This is a genomic window from Allobosea sp. 01N443 (assembly GCF_056399325.1).
Genome location: NZ_JBFTRC010000012.1, coordinates 40,782 through 58,410 on the forward strand (window position 1 = coordinate 40,782; position 17,629 = coordinate 58,410).

At 65.1% G+C, this 17,629-nt stretch carries 21 protein-coding genes; 8 read left to right on the plus strand and 13 right to left on the minus strand.

The annotated features are described in order from the left end of the window. Nucleotides 1-38 precede the first annotated feature (38 nt). The 5 genes from AC1DRP_RS05720 to soxY form a co-directional block, all read right to left on the minus strand. On the minus strand, nucleotides 39-764 hold the full coding sequence (locus AC1DRP_RS05720) for a c-type cytochrome (RefSeq protein ID WP_476768045.1): 726 nt from the start codon (nucleotides 762-764) through the stop codon (nucleotides 39-41). Then, nucleotides 748-2,019: a sulfite dehydrogenase gene (soxC, locus tag AC1DRP_RS05725; protein WP_476768046.1), complete on the minus strand. Its 1,272-nt coding sequence runs from the start codon at nucleotides 2,017-2,019 to the stop codon at nucleotides 748-750. The genes AC1DRP_RS05720 and soxC overlap by 17 nt, the downstream gene beginning before the upstream one ends. 48 nt (nucleotides 2,020-2,067) lie before the next feature. Next, nucleotides 2,068-3,765, minus strand: a complete 1,698-nt coding sequence (gene soxB, locus AC1DRP_RS05730; RefSeq protein WP_441488153.1) for a thiosulfohydrolase SoxB — start codon at nucleotides 3,763-3,765, stop codon at nucleotides 2,068-2,070. 101 nt (nucleotides 3,766-3,866) lie between these two features. Continuing rightward, the gene (soxZ, locus tag AC1DRP_RS05735) at nucleotides 3,867-4,196 is read right to left on the minus strand and encodes a thiosulfate oxidation carrier complex protein SoxZ (protein ID WP_043238560.1); all 330 of its coding nucleotides are present in this window, start codon (nucleotides 4,194-4,196) and stop codon (nucleotides 3,867-3,869) included. 51 nt (nucleotides 4,197-4,247) lie between these two features. Beyond that, nucleotides 4,248-4,712, minus strand: a complete 465-nt coding sequence (gene soxY / locus AC1DRP_RS05740) for a thiosulfate oxidation carrier protein SoxY (protein WP_441506959.1) — start codon at nucleotides 4,710-4,712, stop codon at nucleotides 4,248-4,250. Between the two features lie 216 nt (nucleotides 4,713-4,928). Between soxY and soxA the strand changes: the two genes are divergently transcribed. After that, nucleotides 4,929-5,720: a sulfur oxidation c-type cytochrome SoxA gene (gene soxA, locus AC1DRP_RS05745; RefSeq protein WP_476768057.1), complete on the plus strand. Its 792-nt coding sequence runs from the start codon at nucleotides 4,929-4,931 to the stop codon at nucleotides 5,718-5,720. A 13-nt stretch (nucleotides 5,721-5,733) separates the two neighbouring features. Next, nucleotides 5,734-6,357, plus strand: a complete 624-nt coding sequence (soxX, locus tag AC1DRP_RS05750) for a sulfur oxidation c-type cytochrome SoxX (protein ID WP_476768047.1) — start codon at nucleotides 5,734-5,736, stop codon at nucleotides 6,355-6,357. Between the two features lie 82 nt (nucleotides 6,358-6,439). Here the strand turns inward: soxX and AC1DRP_RS05755 are convergent, their stop codons facing one another. Together AC1DRP_RS05755 and AC1DRP_RS05760 are read right to left on the minus strand one after the other, a co-directional pair. Next, nucleotides 6,440-7,003 carry a thioredoxin family protein gene (locus AC1DRP_RS05755; protein WP_441488156.1) on the minus strand — a complete coding sequence of 188 codons (564 nt, stop codon included), beginning with the start codon at nucleotides 7,001-7,003 and terminating at the stop codon, nucleotides 6,440-6,442. 13 nt (nucleotides 7,004-7,016) lie between these two features. Beyond that, nucleotides 7,017-7,757, minus strand: coding sequence for a cytochrome c biogenesis CcdA family protein (locus AC1DRP_RS05760; protein WP_441488157.1), 741 nt, complete (start codon nucleotides 7,755-7,757; stop codon nucleotides 7,017-7,019). 50 nt (nucleotides 7,758-7,807) lie between these two features. Between AC1DRP_RS05760 and AC1DRP_RS05765 the strand changes: the two genes are divergently transcribed. From AC1DRP_RS05765 to AC1DRP_RS05775, 3 genes are read left to right on the plus strand one after another with little or no spacing between them, the layout of a single operon-like run. Further along, the gene (locus AC1DRP_RS05765) at nucleotides 7,808-8,227 is read left to right on the plus strand and encodes a thioredoxin fold domain-containing protein (RefSeq protein WP_441506962.1); all 420 of its coding nucleotides are present in this window, start codon (nucleotides 7,808-7,810) and stop codon (nucleotides 8,225-8,227) included. Next, nucleotides 8,224-8,607 carry an ArsR/SmtB family transcription factor gene (locus AC1DRP_RS05770; protein ID WP_043238549.1) on the plus strand — a complete coding sequence of 128 codons (384 nt, stop codon included), beginning with the start codon at nucleotides 8,224-8,226 and terminating at the stop codon, nucleotides 8,605-8,607. Before AC1DRP_RS05765 ends, AC1DRP_RS05770 begins: the two co-directional genes overlap by 4 nt. 30 nt (nucleotides 8,608-8,637) lie before the next feature. Continuing rightward, the gene (locus AC1DRP_RS05775; protein ID WP_476768048.1) at nucleotides 8,638-9,735 is read left to right on the plus strand and encodes a YeeE/YedE family protein; all 1,098 of its coding nucleotides are present in this window, start codon (nucleotides 8,638-8,640) and stop codon (nucleotides 9,733-9,735) included. A 15-nt stretch (nucleotides 9,736-9,750) separates the two neighbouring features. On the opposite strand, the gene AC1DRP_RS05780 is transcribed toward AC1DRP_RS05775, so the two are convergent. From AC1DRP_RS05780 to AC1DRP_RS05805, 6 genes are all read right to left on the minus strand, one after another. Further along, a complete protein-coding gene (locus tag AC1DRP_RS05780; RefSeq protein WP_476768049.1) occupies nucleotides 9,751-10,662 on the minus strand; it encodes an MBL fold metallo-hydrolase in 912 nt (303 codons plus the stop codon). An 83-nt stretch (nucleotides 10,663-10,745) separates the two neighbouring features. Continuing rightward, nucleotides 10,746-11,720, minus strand: coding sequence for an ornithine cyclodeaminase family protein (locus tag AC1DRP_RS05785; protein ID WP_476768050.1), 975 nt, complete (start codon nucleotides 11,718-11,720; stop codon nucleotides 10,746-10,748). A gap of 128 nt (nucleotides 11,721-11,848) precedes the next feature. Continuing rightward, complete coding sequence (locus tag AC1DRP_RS05790) at nucleotides 11,849-12,241, minus strand: OsmC family protein (RefSeq protein WP_476768051.1); 393 nt, start codon at nucleotides 12,239-12,241, stop codon at nucleotides 11,849-11,851. Between the two features lie 100 nt (nucleotides 12,242-12,341). After that, complete coding sequence (locus AC1DRP_RS05795) at nucleotides 12,342-12,797, minus strand: RbsD/FucU family protein (RefSeq protein WP_476768052.1); 456 nt, start codon at nucleotides 12,795-12,797, stop codon at nucleotides 12,342-12,344. Between the two features lies 1 nt (nucleotide 12,798). Beyond that, nucleotides 12,799-13,638, minus strand: coding sequence for an amidohydrolase family protein (locus AC1DRP_RS05800; protein WP_476768053.1), 840 nt, complete (start codon nucleotides 13,636-13,638; stop codon nucleotides 12,799-12,801). Between the two features lie 4 nt (nucleotides 13,639-13,642). Continuing rightward, complete coding sequence (locus AC1DRP_RS05805) at nucleotides 13,643-14,671, minus strand: aldo/keto reductase (RefSeq protein ID WP_476768054.1); 1,029 nt, start codon at nucleotides 14,669-14,671, stop codon at nucleotides 13,643-13,645. 188 nt (nucleotides 14,672-14,859) lie between these two features. Here AC1DRP_RS05805 and AC1DRP_RS05810 point away from each other — a divergent pair, with 188 nt between their 5' ends. The 3 genes from AC1DRP_RS05810 to AC1DRP_RS05820 form a co-directional block, all read left to right on the plus strand. Next, entirely contained in the window at nucleotides 14,860-16,212 is a 1,353-nt protein-coding gene (locus AC1DRP_RS05810; protein ID WP_441506969.1) for an ABC transporter substrate-binding protein, read from the plus strand. Nucleotides 16,213-16,360: 148 nt separating this feature from the next. Further along, on the plus strand, nucleotides 16,361-17,275 hold the full coding sequence (locus AC1DRP_RS05815) for a carbohydrate ABC transporter permease (RefSeq protein WP_441488347.1): 915 nt from the start codon (nucleotides 16,361-16,363) through the stop codon (nucleotides 17,273-17,275). Beyond that, on the plus strand, nucleotides 17,272-17,629 hold a 358-nt coding region (locus tag AC1DRP_RS05820), incomplete at its 3' end, for an ABC transporter permease family protein (protein ID WP_476768055.1). The genes AC1DRP_RS05815 and AC1DRP_RS05820, both read left to right, overlap by 4 nt.

The window sequence follows — 17,629 nt, forward strand, 5'->3', positions numbered from 1 at the left end:
CCGGGATGCGCACTTTGCGGTGGCGCAGCCTGTCCCCATCAATCCACCTTGGGGGCGGTCTTGGAATCGGGCGTCACATCCAGCACGGCGGCCCGCCCGGTGATCTTTACCTCGGCCTTGCAGTCCTTCATGCAAGGCTCCTTGCCCCAGAACGCCTTCTCGGTGGTTTCGCGGTCATCGTCATAGAAGGTCGACGCGTTCGGAAGTTTGACGCTGGTGAAATTCTTATCGGACAGCTCGAACTCCTCGTCCTTCACGATGTCGTTGAGGTAGAGCAGATAGGCTGTCAGGGCGTAGATCTCGTCCGGTGAGAGCGACTGCGCATTGCCATAGGGCATGGCGCGGCGGATGTAGTCGTAGACGGTGGAGAGATCGGGCCAGAACGAGCCGATCGTCTTCTCCGGACGGTCCGAGGTCAGGCTGCCCTGGCCGCCTGCCAGCACGGGCCAGCGGCCATTGYCCTGCCCGAACTCGCCATGGCAGCTCGCGCATTGCGTCTGGAAGATCTCGTCGCCCTGCTTCACCGTGCCCTTGCCGGGCGGCAGGCCCATGCCGTCGGGCCGCACGTCGATGTCCCAGGCCTTGATCTCTTCCGGCAGCGCCAGGCGGCCGAGATTGAGTTTCGCGTGCGCGGGCTGGCCGGCGGCATGCGGCACGGGCTTGGGCTGGGCCTGCTTCTGAGGTTGCGCGATCAACGGGCCGGCTGCGACGACGGCGAGCGCCGCGAAACCCGCAAGCAGGGCGAGCTTAGGCGATCTCGACATTCTCGGTCTCCCCATTCGCCCGGACGAGCCAGGTCTGAATGCCGTTATTGTGGTAGATGGAATTGACGCCGCGCACCTTGCGCAGCTCGTCCTTGGTCGGCTGGACATAGCCGGTGGAATCCATGGCGCGGGACTGGATCAGCAGTTCCTGGCCGGCCCAGTCGAAATCGACATAGAAGCGGGTCAGCGACTTATCGAGAACGGGGCCGTCGATGCGGGCACTCTGCCAGTTCTTGCCGCCGTCGAGCGTGACGTCGACACGCTTGATCGTGCCGCGTCCCGACCAGGCCAGCCCGGACAGCACATTGCGCCCCTTGTGCTTCAGCGGCGCCTGCGGCGAGGGATTGGTCACCACGGATTTGGCGTCCATGATGAAGGTGAAGCGGCGCGAGCGGCCATCCGCAAGAAGGTCGGTATATTTCGAGGTTTCCTCGCGCGCCATCCAGGGTTTGTCGCCGACTTCGATGCGGCGCAGCCACTTGACCCAGAGATTGCCTTCCCAGCCGGGGATGACGGCGCGCAGCGGATAGCCCTGCTCGGGCCGCAGCGCCTCGCCGTTCATGGCGAAGGCGATGAGCACGTCACCCAGCGCCTTCTCGAGCGCGAGCGAACGGTTCATGCCGGAGGAATCCGCACCTTCCAGCATCAGCCATTTGGCGGTCGACTTCACACCCGCTTCTTCGAGCAGGGCCTTCAGCGGCACGCCCGTATACATGACGTTATGGACCATGCCGTGGGTGAACTGGCAGCCATTGAGCTGCGCGCCGCGCCATTCCATGCCGGAATTGGCGGCGCATTCGAGGAAGTAAACGCGGTTCTGCCGCGGCATACGCCGGATGTCCTCCATGGTGAAGACCAGCGGCTTTTCGACCAGGCCGTGGATCAGCAGGCGGTGATTGGCCGGCTCGATATCGGCGATGCCGCCGTGATGGCGCTCGAAGCACAGGCCGGACGGCGTGATGATGCCGTCGAGTTCATGGAGTGGCGTGAAGTTGACCGAGGATTCCGGGGATGCCGTCAGCCAGGAGACGTCCCGGCGCATGACATGTTTCTCATGGCGCGAGGGCATTCCGTAGGGCCGCTTGTCGACGCCTTCGCCGAGATAGCGGTTCCAGTCCTGGACGTCGGTGATCAGCGGGTCGGGAGCCCCGGCGCGGGCACCGGTAGCCGAGGCGGCCAGCCCCGCGCCAGCCATTCCGGCCGCGCCGAGGAAGCGGCGCCTGCTCAGGCTTTCGCGGTTGCGGGGGGAGGTCATGGCGGCAGATTCCTCTGGATTGGGAGGGTTCAGGGAGGATGGCGCGGGTCAGGCGCCGGTCACCTTGACGGCGTCGTTTGGCGTGATCGAAACGGTCTTGGTGCGGGCGACATGGTCGCGGACCACGTCCCAGATCGGCGGCCCTTGCGTGCCCTCGTTGACGCTGGCCCAGCCGGCGACGACGTATTTCCGGGACGCATCGATCGGCTTGCCGGATTTCAGATGCGTCAGCCCGGAGATGCGGCTGCCCATCGGCTTGCCGATATCGATGGCGTAGCCCATGCCGCCGATGCGGACCATGTCGCCGCCGCCCTGGAAATAGGGATCGGGGTGGAAGATATTGTCGGCGACGTCCTCGAGGATCTCCTTGAGCTGGGCGCCGGTCATCTCCATGCGGTAGCAGTTGGGATAGGTGATCGCGGTCGCGTTGGTGATCGCCTCCCAGGTGATCGGCTCGCCGGGAAGCAGCGTCCCGCCCCAGCGGAAGCCGGGGGAGAGTGCGATCTCGGCGTCGCGCTGGCTCATCATGGCGTCGCAGATCAGGTCGTCGAAGGTGCCGTTGAAGTTGCCGCGCCGGTAGAGCAGCGACTCGGTCCGTCCGATCTCGCGGGCGAGGTCGGCGGCGAAGGGCTCGCGGAGCTTCCTGACCAGCGCCGCCATTTCGGTATCGGGGGTGATCGCTTCGGAGAAGACCGGCATCAGCTTGAAGCGGATATCGGCGACCTTGCCGTCCTTCACCGCGATGTCGAGCCGCGACAGGAACTTGCCATGCGAGCCGCTGGCGACGAGGGCGGTATTGCCGACGCGCACCACACCGGGCATCGCGTCATGGGTGTGGGCGGTCAGGATGATGTCGAGGCCCTTGACCCGCGCGGCCAGTTTCCTATCGACGTCGAAACCGTCATGCGAGAGCAGCACGACGATGGCTGCGCCCTCGGCACGGGCCTCCTCGACCTGTTTCTGGATCTCCTCCTCGCGGATGCCGAACTCCCAGTCAGGGAACATCCAGCGCGGATTGGCGATGGCGGTACGCGGCAGCGCCTGGCCAATCACCGCAACCTTGACGCCGCCCTTTTCGAAGACCTTGCGCGGCTTGAAGACGGGTTCGTTCCACTCCTTGTCGCGAATGTTCTGGGCGAGGAATGCAAAGGATGCGCTCTCCGCGATCTCCTTGACGCGCTCGGCGCCGAGCGTGAACTCCCAATGGCCGACCATGGCATCGGTCTTCAGGGCCGACATGACGTCGACCATGTCCTGGCCCCTGGTCTGGAGCGAACTCCAGCTGCCCTGCCAGGTGTCGCCGCCATCGAGCAGCAGAACCTTATCGTCTCCGCGTTCGGCGCGGATCGCCTTGACCAGCGTCGCGATGCGGTCGAGCCCGCCCATCCGGCCGTACTGACGGGCAAGCGAGGTGAAGTCGTCGGAGGTCAGGGCAAAGGCGTCGGCCGAGCCCGTGGCGATCTTGAAATGCTCCCGGAACTCCGCGTCGGTCAGGTGCGGCGGCTGACCCTTGGCCTCGCCGACGCCGAGATTGATCGAGGGTTCGCGGAAATGCAGCGGCACGAGCTGGGCGTGGATATCGGTGACGTAGAGAAGCGTCACGGTGCCGAGCGGGTCGAAGCGCAGGATGTCGGCCTGGGACAGGCGCTGCTGCGCGGCTGCGCGGCCGAGCGGGCCCAATCCGGAAGCCAGCGTGATGGCCGCAGCAGCCGATGTTGCCTGAAGAAAATCGCGCCGTGAGATCATGATCCACCCTTGGGCGGCGCGCAGCCGCCCTCATGCGGGGACGTTTCGCCCCGCTTGTCCGTTCGATGCGAGCAACCGGCCGGGTCGCGGCCGGCGAGACATCAGCCGACCGTCAGCTTGTTCTTGGCGGTGTATTCGGAACCGTCATCATCCTTCCAGGTGAAGGTGAATTCACCCGATTCCGTCGCCTTGAAGAAGAAGGACTGGTACGGGTTGGCCGAAATCGCGGGATGCCAATCGGCGGAGAAAACCGGCTTGCCGTTGAAGCTCGCGCTGAACTTGTTGATGATCTTACGCGGAATCGTCTCGCCCTTGGCGTCCTTGCGCTGGCCGGATTCCATCTCGTGCGAGATCAGCGTCTTGATCTCGATCATCTCGCCTGCGGCGGCCTTGGCGGGAACGCGGACCCGCGGGGTGGGCTTGGTGCTCATGGGGTATCCTCACCGTGATCTTGTCGTTGTCGGGGCTGGAACGCGCAGGTCTCAGCCGCCGCAACCGCCGATCGTGACCTTCACATTGGCCTTGGCCATATGCAGCGCGCCGTTCGACATCTCGGCGACGCAGACGATGTTCTGGGTCTGGGCGAGGCGCATGCGGGTCGCGGCCGAGGCCTTGCCGCAGGCTGGCGTGAAGCTGTAGCTGACGATGCCGGGAAGCGGGTTGCCGTCGGCATAGACATGCACGGCCTTGACGTAGTCGGCGTCCGTCATCGGGCTTTCGATCTCGATATTGATCGGGACGACCAGGCCGTTCTCGGCGATTTCGGGAACATCGAGCTTGATCTTGCCCGTGGCGAAGGGCTTGTCGCCATAGAGCTTCTTCAGTTCGTCCGCGACCGTCTTTTCATCCGCGAAGGCGAGCTTGGCGCCGAGAAGGCTGGCCACGGCGGCGAAGGCACCCGCCTTGAGAGCGTGACGGCGCGACAGCCCCGCTTGCTGAAAATCCATTCGGACATCCTCCCTGGAATTATTCTGGTTAGCTYTTGACGACGCGACCGTCCGTCGCACATCATTTCGACATATCGTGATATTGTTTTTTGTGAATGTAAAGGCTTTCAAATCAAGAAAGCCGGGAATGAAGGTCGCATGAAGCGGCCGGCTGGGGAAACGAAAGGGCAGGGCATGAAGCTCACTGTGATCGGCGCGGCAGTTCTTGCCGCGGCCATGACGCTCGCGGCCGGGCATCTGACCGCACAATCGCCGCCGCAGGACGATAGCGAGAAGGAGATCGAGCGCTATCGCCAGATGCTCTCGGACCCATTCTCCAACCCGGGTTATCTCGCAGTCGATCGCGGCGAAGAGATCTGGACGACGAAGCGCGGCACCAAGAATGTCTCGCTGGAAGGTTGCGATCTCGGCGAGGGCGCCGGCAAGCTGGAGGGAGCCTATGCGCGGCTGCCGCGCCATTTCGCGGATGCCGACAAGGTCATGGATCTGGAGCAGCGCCTGCTCTGGTGCATGGACAAGGTCCAGGGGCTCGACACCAAGGACGTGCTGTCGCGACGCTTCTCCTCTCCCGGAAAGGCATCCGATCTCGAGGACCTGACGGCTTTCATCGCCAACAAGTCGAACGGCATGAAGCTCGAGCCGCAGCTCAAGCACGCCAAGGAACTTGAAATGGCGGCTGTCGGCGAGGAGCTGTTCTATCGCCGCGGCGGCGTGATGGACTTCTCCTGCGCCACCTGCCACGCCGAGGAAGGCAAGCGCATCCGCCTTCAGGGCCTGCCCAACCTGTCCGTGCCGGGGGCCRCTGCCCAGGCGACGATGGCGACCTGGCCGACCTATCGGGTCTCCCAGAGCGCGCTTCGCACGATGCAGCACCGCCTTTGGGACTGTTATCGGCAGCAGCGCTGGCCGGTGCCGGATTTTGGCTCGGATAGTCTGACCGCGCTCACCGTCTTCCTGAACAAGCAGGCGGCCGGCGGTGAACTCAATGTGCCTTCGATCAAGCGCTGAGGGGACTGAACCGATGATCAGATCAGCTTTCGCCTCCCTCGCCCTGGGCAGCTTCGTGCTCTGTGCGCCAGCCCTTGCGCAGGACAAGCCGGCCAAGCCCAGCCAGGCGACGATCGAGGCCTATGTGAAGTCCACTTTCGGCAAGGCGCCGGCGGAATGGCAGGCGCGCATCACGCCGGATGAATCGCTGGCGGCGTGCAACGTCCATCGCAATCAGGTTTCGTCCGCGGATGCGGAGGCCATCACCAAGCGCGAACTCGCCAGGGTCAGCTATCCCGCCGACGGCAAATTCCTCGGCAACTGGAAGGAAGGCTACAAGGTCGCCAATAACGGCCGCGGCGGTCAGTTCTCCGATCCACCGGACACTATTGCCGGCGGCAACTGCTTCGCCTGCCACCAGCTCGATCCCAAGGAGCTGAGCTACGGCACGCTCGGCCCGAGCCTCGCCGCCTATGGCAAGGACCGGAAATACGACGCCGAGGCGATCAAGGACGCCTACACGAAGATCTATAATTCACAGGCCGTGGTGCCCTGTTCGAACATGCCCCGCTTCGGCACCAACAAGGTGCTGAGCGAACAGCAGATCAAGGACGTGATGGCCTATCTGTTCGACCCGGAATCGCCGGTGAACAAGTAGCGGCAAGGCCCAGCGGCAGTAAACGTCATCCCGGCCTCGGTTCTTCCGTGGCCGGGATGATTGCGTTTGGAGGTGACCAACGTCAGGCGCCTTGCCGCTTCAGCCACTCCGGGAAGGGCGCTGTCTCATAGCCCTTCTCCCGCACAAAGCGGAACATGGCGAGGAAATCGCGTGGTTCGAGCAGTCCCGGCATGCGGGCGACCTCGCGGGCTTGCGGCTTGCGTTGGCCAAGTCCTTCCGCGCTCTCGGGCATGAACTGGATCGTCGGAGTGAAGCGCACGCCATAGGCCTCGCCCAGCGCCTTCTCGCCCAGTTTGCGTCCGTCGAAATCGGTGACCTCGCGGGCGCCGATATGGTTGAGGTGCAGCACCTCGAAATTGGCCTTGATGTAACCTTCGATCTTGGGATCGGCGAGATGTACCTCATGCATTCGCCGGCAGGCCGGGCAGCCCTTGAGACCCCACATGATCGCGAGGCGCTTGCCGTTGCGGGTCGCGGTCTCGATGTCTTCGGAAAGGTCGAGGAAGCTCTCGAGATACCAGTCCTGCTGGTAGAGCCCGTCCTCGCCGAGTCTGGCGGCGGCGAGGGTCTGAGGCGCGAAGGAGACGGCGAGGGCAGAGCCGAGAAGCCTGCGTCGGGTCAGCATGGAAACTCTCCCTTCAGCCGATCGTGCCGAGGATCGGGATGGTCTGTAGCAGCCAGCCGGCGAGCGCCGGCATCATTCCGGTGATGAACAGCAAGCCTGTCACGACGAGTGCGGCGCCCATCGTCTTCTCGATGACGGCCATGTGCCGGCGGAAGCGGGAGAGCCAGGTCAGGAAGGGACCGGCAAAGACCGCCGCCAGCAGAAAGGGCAGGCCGATGCCGAGCGCATAGGATGCGAGCAGAAGCGCGCCGCGCGAGGCGCTGCCCTCGGCGCCCGCGACCATCAGCACCGTCGCCAGCACAGGCCCGACGCAGGGCGTCCAGCCGAACGCGAAGGCAAGCCCGACGAGATAGGCGCCGAGCAGGCCGGCGGGACGTGCGGATGTCTGGAAACGGGCCTCCCGGTAGAGCAGAGGAATCCGCAGCCATCCGAGAAAATGCAGGCCCATGACCAGGATGATTGCACCGGCGGCGATGGACAGCGTGTCGAAATGCGCGGTGATCCAGGTCCCGATGGTCGAGGCGGTGGCGCCGAGTGCGACGAAGACGGTGGCGAAACCGAGCACGAAAACGGCGGCCATGGCGATGATGCGGCGACGCTGCGCGGCCGTCAGCGCGCCGTCCGAGCCGGACAATTCGCCGATGCCGACACCCGCGAGGAAGCAGAGATACGGCGGCACCAGGGGCAGCACGCAGGGGCTCAGGAAGGAGAGCAGACCTGCTGCGAAAGCCCCTGCGATCGAGATGTCGAACAAGGTTCAACCCGCCAATTGTTTAAACATATGAATACGACTATGTTTGTCGGATGAAAGCAATCGCGAAATGGCTGAGCTGGCATGCCGGCCTCGCAGCACTGGTGGGGCTGGCGCTTGTCACCCTGCCGTTGCGGGCGGCAGAGCTGGTGATGTTTGAACGCGACGGCTGCATCTGGTGCGCCCGCTGGGACCGGGAGGTCGCGCCTGTCTATGCCAACACGCCGGAGGGCAAGGCAGCACCGCTGAGGCGGGTCGATCTCGGTTCCACCCGCGCTGATGAGCCTGGACTTGCTGCACCGGTCCGCTTCACGCCGACCTTCGTCCTGATGGATGAAGGGCGCGAGGTCGGCCGGATCACCGGCTATATCGGCGACGACGCATTCTGGGGTTTGCTTGGCAAGATGCTTGCTGGCATGGACAGTCCCAGCCATCGAACCCGCGGCCAGTCCGCGACAATGGAACGAAAATGAGCGCGATTGTCTCCAAGGCCCTTGAAGCCGAGCTGCGCGACGGTGCCGAATTCTCGGCCGAGCTCGATCAATTGATGCGCAAGGCCCGCAAGGCCAGCGATTTCCTGAAGGCCCTGTCCCACGAAAACCGGCTCCTGCTGCTCTGTCTGCTGGCCGAGCGCGAGCGCACCGTAACGGAACTTGAGAACATCCTCTCGCTGCGCCAGCCGATGGTTTCGCAGCAGTTGGCGCGGCTGCGGCTCGACCAGTTGGTCACCACCCGCCGCGACGGCAAGGCGATCTATTACAGCCTCGCCAATGACGATGTGCGTCAGGTCATCTCGGTGATCTACGACATCTTCTGCAACCGTCCCGAGAGCACGGACCGCTTGCGTGATTGAAATGGGGGCCGGCAGGGGCGTCTGACGATCATGGAACCTCTGCCGACCTGGGCCGTGACGCTGATCGGCGTCGTCATCGGCGCGGCTTGCGGCTTCACTGCCCGGCGTGCCCGGCTCTGCTCCTTCGGGGCGATCGAGGACGCCTGGATGGGTGGCGATACGCGCCGCCTGCGCATCTTCGGGCTTGCGCTCGCCGTTGCGCTCGTGGGCACGCAGCTTCTGGTCGGCTTCGGCTGGCTTTCGCCCCGGCTCTCGACCTATGTGCCTTCGGCCCTGCCCTGGCTCTCGATCCTGCTCGGCAGCACGGTCTTCGGGATCGGCATGGCGCTGGTCGGCACCTGCGGCTTTGGCTCTCTCGTTCGTCTCGGCAGCGGCGACCTGCGCAGCCTKATCGTGATGATGGTCTTCGGTGCCGTCGCCTATGCCACGCTCCGCGGCATGCTGGCTTCCTTTCGAATCGATGTGCTCGAGACGGTCGCCCTGCCGATACCTGGTGGAGTGCAGGGTGATCTGCCTTCACTGCTCGCCTGGTTCGGTCTCGGCGACTGGCGGCTTGCCATCGTTCTCGTCGCCGCCCTGGTGCTGATACTGGCTGTGCTCGCTGACCCTCGGTTGCGGCGTTCGCCGCGGCTGCTGCTGGCCGGGCTGACGCTGGGGTTCGGCGTCGTTGCAGGCTGGTGGGCGACAGGTGTGGCGATCGACGAATTCGCCGCGTTTCCGCGCCCGCAGAGCCTGACCTTCGTCTCGCCAATCGGCCGGGCGCTCTACGCGGTCCTGACCCACCCCATCGGGTTCCTCGATTTCGGGGTCGGCACCATTCTGGGGGTGATGCTCGGAGCCTTTGCCTCGGCGCTCTACGATCGCGAGTTCCGCTGGGAGGCCTTCGACGATCACCACGAGATGCGCCGCCATCTGGCGGGCGGTGCGCTGATGGGATTCGGCGGCATTCTCGCCGGGGGCTGCACCATCGGGCAGGGCGTCACGGCCGGCTCGCTGATGGCGCTGTCCTGGCCGCTGGCGGTCGCCGGCATGATGCTCGGCGCCCGCATCGGTATCGCAGTTCTCGTCGAGGGCTCGGTGCGCGAGATGCTGGCCGAACGCTTCGCGCGCCGCCGTCGCTGCGATTGAGCGTTCTTCCGCCGATCAGGCCGCGGACGGGATGAAGCGGAAGGACTGCCCGGTGCGCTCGACCGTACCGATCCCGCCCTTTGGCAGATGATAGCCAATCACCCGCAGCTTCTCGTCGGCGGCCCGGCCAAGCACGGTCTTGCGGGTCTGGACCGCCTGATCCGGGTCATGATCGGACGCTGGGCGCCATTCCGGATGTGCGAAGGATGCGACCGGATGCGTCGCCGCGTCGCCCAGCACGAGCAGCCTGTCGCTGCCGTCCTTGATCTCGAAGGAGACATGTCCCGGCGTATGGCCGGGCGTCGCGACAGCCGCGATTCCCGGCAGCACTTCCTCGCCTGCGGCGAAGGTCTTCAGCCCGTCCTGGAGACCCTTCAGGACGCGCTGTGCGCCGGCTGCAAAGGCGTGCCGGTCTTCGGAGAGACGCTCATAGACCTTGGCATCAGTCCAGAACGCCACCTCGTCGCGGGCCGCCAGCCAGGTCGCATTCGGGAATGCCGGGCTGTCGAACTCGTCGAGCGCCCCCCAGAGATGGTCCGGGTGCAAATGGGTGAAGACGACATGGCTCACACTGTCGGGCGCGRTACCGGCGGCCTCCAGGCTTGCCGCGAGCTTGCCGCTGCCGGCAAGAAAGTGCGCGCCGGCGCCGCAATCGAACAGGATCGTCTCACTGCCGCGCTTCAGGCAGGTGACGTTCAGCACGGTCTCGGCTGGCCCCTTGCTGCCGGTCATCGCCTCGAGCTGGGGCAGCGGCGTATCGCGCGCGATCATCGAGAGCGGCAGCTGGAAGCCCCCATCGCTCAGCACCAGGATCTCGGCCTTGCCGAGCCCGGCCCGCGCCACGACCTGGGCTCGTGCCGCACCGCCGCAGAACGGGGCCGCCGCCGTCAGACTGGCTCCGAGAGTAAAGGCGCGCCGGTCAAGCATTGAAGATCTCACATATTCCTATGGATGAATATGTGACGCTAGCAGAGCTCCGTTGCCTTGTCTTCCTGTTTGCAGACGCAGTCTCAGCGCGGGAGGCGCAGGCCGGCTCCCCTGGCCACGGCCGCGCGATAGACGGTAGCCGCCACGGCGAGATCGGCGAGCGCGAAGCCGCGGAAAATGAACATGGCGCGCTGCTCCGCGTCGAGGCGTCCGGGCCGGACCCCGCCGGCAAGTTCCGTCAGGTCGGCATCGAAGGTGCCGAGCGGGCCGACATCCCGAGCGATCGGTGGGCTCTCCGCCTGTTGCTGGTGATCGTCGGTGGCCAAGAGGTCGAGCTTGCGCAAGCCATCCGGCAGCCAGCTGCGGGCGACGTCGACGGCCGCAACGAAGGCCCCCGGCTTCAACCAGGCAGGATCGAGGAAGGGCGCGAAACCGGGCTGCATGGGCACGGAGGTGATGATCACGTCGCTGCTGCGAACGACGTCGCTGGCGTCATCATGGGCCTTCGCCGCAAGGCCCTGGTCGCGGGCGTGCTCTATGAAGACGTCGGTGGTGCGGCGGCTTCGGCCGAAAGCGCGAAGCTCGGTCAGGCCGGGCAGCAGGGACTTGAACGCGGCAAGATGCGAGCGAGCCTGCAGGCCGCAGCCGATGAAGCCGATGGTGCGGCTTTCCGGCCGTGCCAGGAACGCGCCCGCGGCCGCGGACATGGCCGCCGTGCGGATCGCCGTGACGAGGTTGCCATCGAGGATGGCCAGCAACGTGCCGGATGCATAGTCGTTGAGTGCAATCATGGCGTGGATGCCGGGCGTGCCCGCTTCATTCGCGGCGGGCGCCATGCCGAGCCATTTCGTCGCTGCCATGCCGATCGCGGGCGAGGCCGCGCAAAGCGACTGGAAGGCGTGGCCGGGGCCGATATCGAGCGCAAGCTTGGGCTTGCTCAGCGTCTGGCCGTCGTGATGAGCCTTGAAGATCGTCTTCACCGCCGCGCGGGCGAGCGCCGGATCGAGTTCGAGCCCGGCGATGTCGGCTTCGGCGAGATAGAGGAGAGTGTCAGGCATGGGCAGGCTCGCAGCAGGMGGGGCTCGGTTGAATCGGATCGTGCCATGGGCGCACGGGCGTGACCGATCGCTCAGCGTGGTTCTTCTAGCGGCGTGGGTGCCGGAACGGAAACGGACAAACGAGGGTGTCAACCGTCCGACAGTCTTGTCGCAATATCGGCGCCGGCCTTCAGCGTCAGGGTCACGGGTGTACGCTCGGCGACATCGGCGAGGCGCATCCGCTGATCCTCAGACAGATCGCCCGTCAGCGTGATGACACGTTCGATCTTCGAACGATTCTCGACCTTGACGTGGTGCAGATCGATATCGACAGCCTGAAGGCTCCACTGCTTGCGCTCGGCATACATCCGCAAGGTGATGGCCGTGCAGGCGCCGAGGCTGGCGAGCAGCAGGTCATAGGGCGCTGGCCCGGCATCGGCTCCGCCCAAGGCAGCCGGTTCGTCGGCAACCAGCGTCCGGCCGCCCATTCTGATCGTCGTCGCAAAATTCGTCGTGCCGATATGGGCGTTCGCGAGGGCCATGAAGCCATCCTCCAGGCACGTCAGCGCAGTCTGTCGAAGCTGCGCCGACGGCGTCACGATCCTGAGCGGTGCAGGCGTGCTTGCCAACCCTCGTGCGGGCTCAGCCTGGAAGCCCCGCGATGACGCCCTTGCGCAGCAGGAAGCAGCCATAGGGCCGGGGGTCGCCGACCTGGACGACAGCGAAGCTCGCCTTCGCCGCGGCATAGAAGGCGAAACGCTCGATGCCGAGGCATGGCACGGGCTCTCCCATGGCGCGGTCGATTTCGGCCTGAACCTCGGCCTGGACCGGCGGGATCTCGTCAGGCTTGCCGACAACCTCCATGCGACGCAGCGAGCCGGGCTCGAAATCGTCGATTGGCAGGACGGAGAGGATGGCGCGGGTCGCGCGGGCCATCGAAAGGCCGGGCAGTCGGATCAGCCTTCCGCTGGCGGTCGCGCTGGCAACGGTATCGGCCGGATGATTGGCATCGACAATGGCCAGATCGTCGCCATGGCCCATCGCGGCCAGAACCCAGAGCAGATCGGCGCTCAAGAGAGGGTCGATGCCCTTCAGCATATCAGTTGCGTCCTCGGTGGGAGAGATAGAGCCTCTGGGCATTGCCGCCCATGATCGCGGCGCGATCGGCTTCGGGCAGGGGCGCCAGCAATTCCGCGACGGTTTCGAACCAGCGGGAATAGTCGGCTCGCAAGGTGACGACGGGCCAGTCGCTGCCCCAGATCAGGCGATCGGGACCGAAGACGGCGAGCAGATGCGAAACGGCCGGGCGCAGGGTCTCGGTCGTCCAGCCGGCCGAGGCTTCGGTGACGAGGCCGGAGATCTTGCAGAAGGTCTGGGGCCGCGCGGCGACTGCGGCGATATCCTCGCGCCAATTCGCGATCTCCCCACTGATGAGATCCGGCTTGGCGGCATGGTCGACAACGACGGCGAGCGTCGGATGTCGATCGAGAACGGCCAATAGTGGCGCAATGTGCTGCGGTCGCAGCAGCGCGTCGAAGACGAGGTCATGGGCTGCCACCGCTGCGAAGGCGGGCGCAAGGGAAGGGCGGGCCAGCCAGTTCTCGTCGGGAATGTCGTGGACCATGGGCCTGAGCCCGACCAGCAGCGGATTGCCGCTCAGGCGGGCAATCCGCTCGGACGCATCGAGCGCATCGAAATCACACCAGCCGACGACGCCGGAGACGCTTTGGTCGTGCTCTGCGATGCCGAGCAGGAATGCCGTCTCTGCCTCGGTCGGCGCGGCCTGGACCAGGATGGTGCGCGCGATGCCGTGCCGTGCCAGCAGCGGCGCCAGGTCCGGTGGACCGAAGTCGCGATGAATCGGGCCCAGTGCCGGGGTCAGCCAGCCATAGTCGCCGCGTGAGAGCCGCCAGTAATGCTGATGGGCGTCGATCCGCATCGGGCTATTCCGGTACAGGAACGTCAGCGCCGAGCAGGCCTTCGGCCTTGAGCGCGCTCCAGAGCTCGGACGGAACCGGCGCGGCGATTTCGGCAAGCTGGTCGGCGACCTCCGCGGGTGAGACCGCTCCCATGACGACGCTGGAAACGGCGGGGTGGCCCAGCGGGAACTGCAGCGCCGCACGGCGCAGTGGCACCTCATGGCGCCGGCAGATCGTCTCGATGGCGGCAACCCGGGCGAGGATCTCGGGCGGAGCCGGCTTGTAATTGTACTTGGCGCCAGCGACGGGGCCGGTGGCCAGGATGCCGGAATTGAAGACGCCGCCGAGCATCAGGCCAATGCCCTTCTTCTGCGCGATCGACATGAAGGATAGGAGCGCCGGCTGTTCCAGCAGCGAATAGCGGCCGGCCAGCAGCATCGTGTCGAAGTCGCCGGCATGGGCAAAGCGCTCGCACATCTCCGCTTCATTGACCCCGACTCCGATCGCCTTGACCGTACCGGCCGCCCGCAATTTGTCGAGCGCGCGGTAGGCGCCGGCCATTGCCTCGAAGAACCGGTTCTCGATGGCGTCCGCGCCATGGGTCCAGATGTCGACGTCATGGATCAGGACGATATCGATATGGTCCATGCCCAGCCGGAGGGCGGATTGTTCGAGCGAGCGCATGGTCCCGTCATAGGAATAGTCGAAACGCATGCCATGCGGCAGGCCGCCCAGATAGCCCGAGCCGTTGCCGCGCCCCATGAAGGGCTGTGCGACGCGGCCAACCTTGCTGGAGAGCAGCACATTCTCGCGGTCGACCCGGCGCAATGCCGCACCGATGCGATGCTCGGACAATCCGTGACCATAGAGTGGCGAGGTATCGATCAGAGTGACACCACTGGCGACGGCAGCCTCTACCGTTGCGACGGCCTGAGCCTCGTCGAGCCGTGCATAGAGATCACCGAGGGGCGCCCCGCCGAAGCCGAGTATCGAGACCTTCAGTCCGGTGCGGCCAAGGTTTCGCGAGGGGAGGGGCGGCGCAATTGCGGGCATGGATGCGGGTCCAGGAATGTGCTGCAGTGACTATGTGCACGCCAACATGTCAGCTTGCAACCGACCTCGAACGCGATTAGCGTCAGCGCCGGATCCGAAGGGCAAAGTCTCGACGGGACCGGCGCACAGCCGGATAAACAGGCAGGCTCGTCAACGGGCCGCAATCCGCGTCCACAGGGAGGACAGTCATGACAGACAGCATTCTGAAGCCGAGCCGGCGCGCGCTTCTGCGCGGGGCCGCAGCGTTGGGCGCGGCGGGCGCCGTCGGTTCGCCGATGGTTCTGCGCGAAGCCCATGCGCAGGCCGCCTTCAACTGGAAGCGCTTTGCCGGCACGACGATCGATGTGCTGTTGGTGAAGAACCCGCGTTCCGACCTGATGCAGGCGGCCGAGAAGGAGTTCACCGAGCTCACCGGAATCAAGGTCTCGGCCGAACAGGTGCCGGAGCAGCAGCAGCGCCAGAAGGCGGTAATCGAGTTTGCCTCGGGCAAGCCGAGCTTCGACGTCAGCGGCATCTCGCTGCATGTGCAGAAGCGCATGGCCGCCAAGGGCAAGTGGTTCGAGGATCTGACGCCCTTCATCAAGGACGCCTCGCTGACCTCGCCGGACTTCAACTTCGATGATTTTGGCGCGGGACCGGTCGCCTATGCGCGCCAGGCCGACGGATCGCTCGATACGATCCCGTTCTTCGTCGATTACTGGATGATCTACTACAACAAGGAGCTCTTCGACGCGAAGGGCGTGGCCTATCCCAAGACGATGGACGAGATCGCCACGGTCGCGGCCAAGCTGCATGATCCGGCCAAGGGCATCGCAGGCTTCGTCTCGCGCGGCCTGAAGAACGCCAACGTCCCGGTCTGGGCCAGCCTGCTGCTGGGCCAGGGCATCGAGACCACCTCGCCCCAGGGCAAGCTGCTCACCGATACGCCCGAGGCGGCCTGGGCCGGCGAACTCTACAAGAAGCTGAACAAGGAGACCGGCCCGGCCGGTCAGGTCGGCTTCAACTGGAATGAATGCCAGACCACCTTCATGCAGGGTCGCGCCGCGATGTGGCTCGACGGCATCGGCTTTGCCACGCCGCTCGAGGACCCGACGAAGTCGCGTATCGTCGGCAAGGTCGGCTATGGCATCACGCCGCCCGGGCCGAAGGCGCATCATGCCGGGATGTTCGCCGATGGCATGGGCATTTCGCGCGGCTCGCAGAAGAAGCAGGCCGCGTGGCTCTATCTCCAGTTCATGACAAGCAAGGCGCAGCAGATCGCGATGCTCAAGGCCGGCGCCGGAGCGCCCGGGCGTGCCTCGGCCTATCTCGACACCGAGACCATCTCGCAGTCGAAATTCGGCAAGCAATATTTCGAGTGTCTGCTGGGTTCAGCCAAGGTCGCCCGCGCTGCGCTGCCGCAGATCGTTCCGGTGACCGAATTCCGCGATGTCTTCGGCGTGGCGCTGACCAATGCGCTCGGCGGTGCCGATGTCGCTGCGGAGTTGAAGAAGGCGACCGAAACCTTCGCGCCGGTCCTGGTCAAGAGCGAACAGGGCTGACGACCATCACCATCATGGCCGGGCATGCCCTGGCCATGATGGCCTTCCCCGTTCGGGGAGGGCGATGTTCACGACGCGAATGCCCGCCACAGGGCGGGCATGACAAACCGTTTTCAGCAAAGCGCAGAGCATGACCAACTCAACCGCCATGCCAGCGGATCTCGCGACGCCCAAGGTGCTGCCTGCGAGACATTCAGCGGATTTTACGCCGCGCTACTGGCTGTTCTCGTTGCCCGCCGTGCTGGTCATCCTCGGGGTGATCGTCTTCCCGTGGCTGTTCACGCTCTATATGTCGGGCCATGACTGGAAGATCGGCGGAGGCCCCGAATTCGTCGGCCTGCAGAACTTCTCGGAGCTGTTGCGCGATACGCGCTTCCTCGAATCGATGGGGCATACCGCCTATTTCACGGTCCTCGCCGTGGTGCTGCCGATCGTCTTCGGCACGGCGGCGGCCCTGGTCTTCCACCGCGAGTTCCCGTTCCGGGGGCTACTGCGCACCATCTTCGTGATGCCGATGATGGCGACGCCCGTCGCTGTCGCACTGGTCTGGACGATGATGTTCCACCCGCAGCTTGGCGTGCTGAACTACCTGCTATCGCTCGTCGGGGTTGGACCCCAGCCCTGGGTCTACGACCCCCATACCGTGATCCCGACGCTGATCCTGGTCGAAGTCTGGCACTGGACGCCGCTCGTCATGCTGATCGTGCTCGGCGGTCTGGCCGGCTTGCCGAAGGAACCCTATGAATCCGCGCTGATCGACGGCGCCAATTCCTGGCACATGTTCCGCCACATCACGCTGCCGCTGGTCTGGCCCTTCATCATGGTGGCGATCGTGATCCGCACCATCGATGCGCTGAAGGCCTTCGACACGATCTTCGTGATCACCCAGGGCGGGCCGGGTACGGCGTCCGAAACGCTCAACATCTTCCTCTATCTGCAGGCCTTCCAGTTCTACAAGATCGGCTACGCCTCGGCCGTGGTGGTGATCTTCTTCGTCATCATCATCATGCTCTCGCTGCTGCTGCTCTACGCGCGCCAGAAGTCGAAGTGGAACGCGGAATGAAGCGGCTCGCCTCCAAGATCGGCTTTGCGCTTTCGGTCTTCGTACTGGTTTCGCCGGCCGTCCTCGTCTTCCTCTGGATGCTGTCGCTCTCGTTCAAGAACGAACTCGACAACACCGCTTTCCCGCCGGTCTTCATCCCGAACCCGCCGACGCTGGCGAACTATCTCGACGTCTTCGAGAAGAACAACTTCGCGCTCTATCTCTGGAATTCGATCCTGGTTACGGGCGGGGCTGTGCTGATCGGGCTCGGGGTCGGCGTGCCAGCGGGCTACGGCATCGCCCGCGGCAAGGCGACGAAGTTCGCGATCCTGATCCTGGTCGCCCGCATGACACCGGCCTTGTCCTACCTGATCC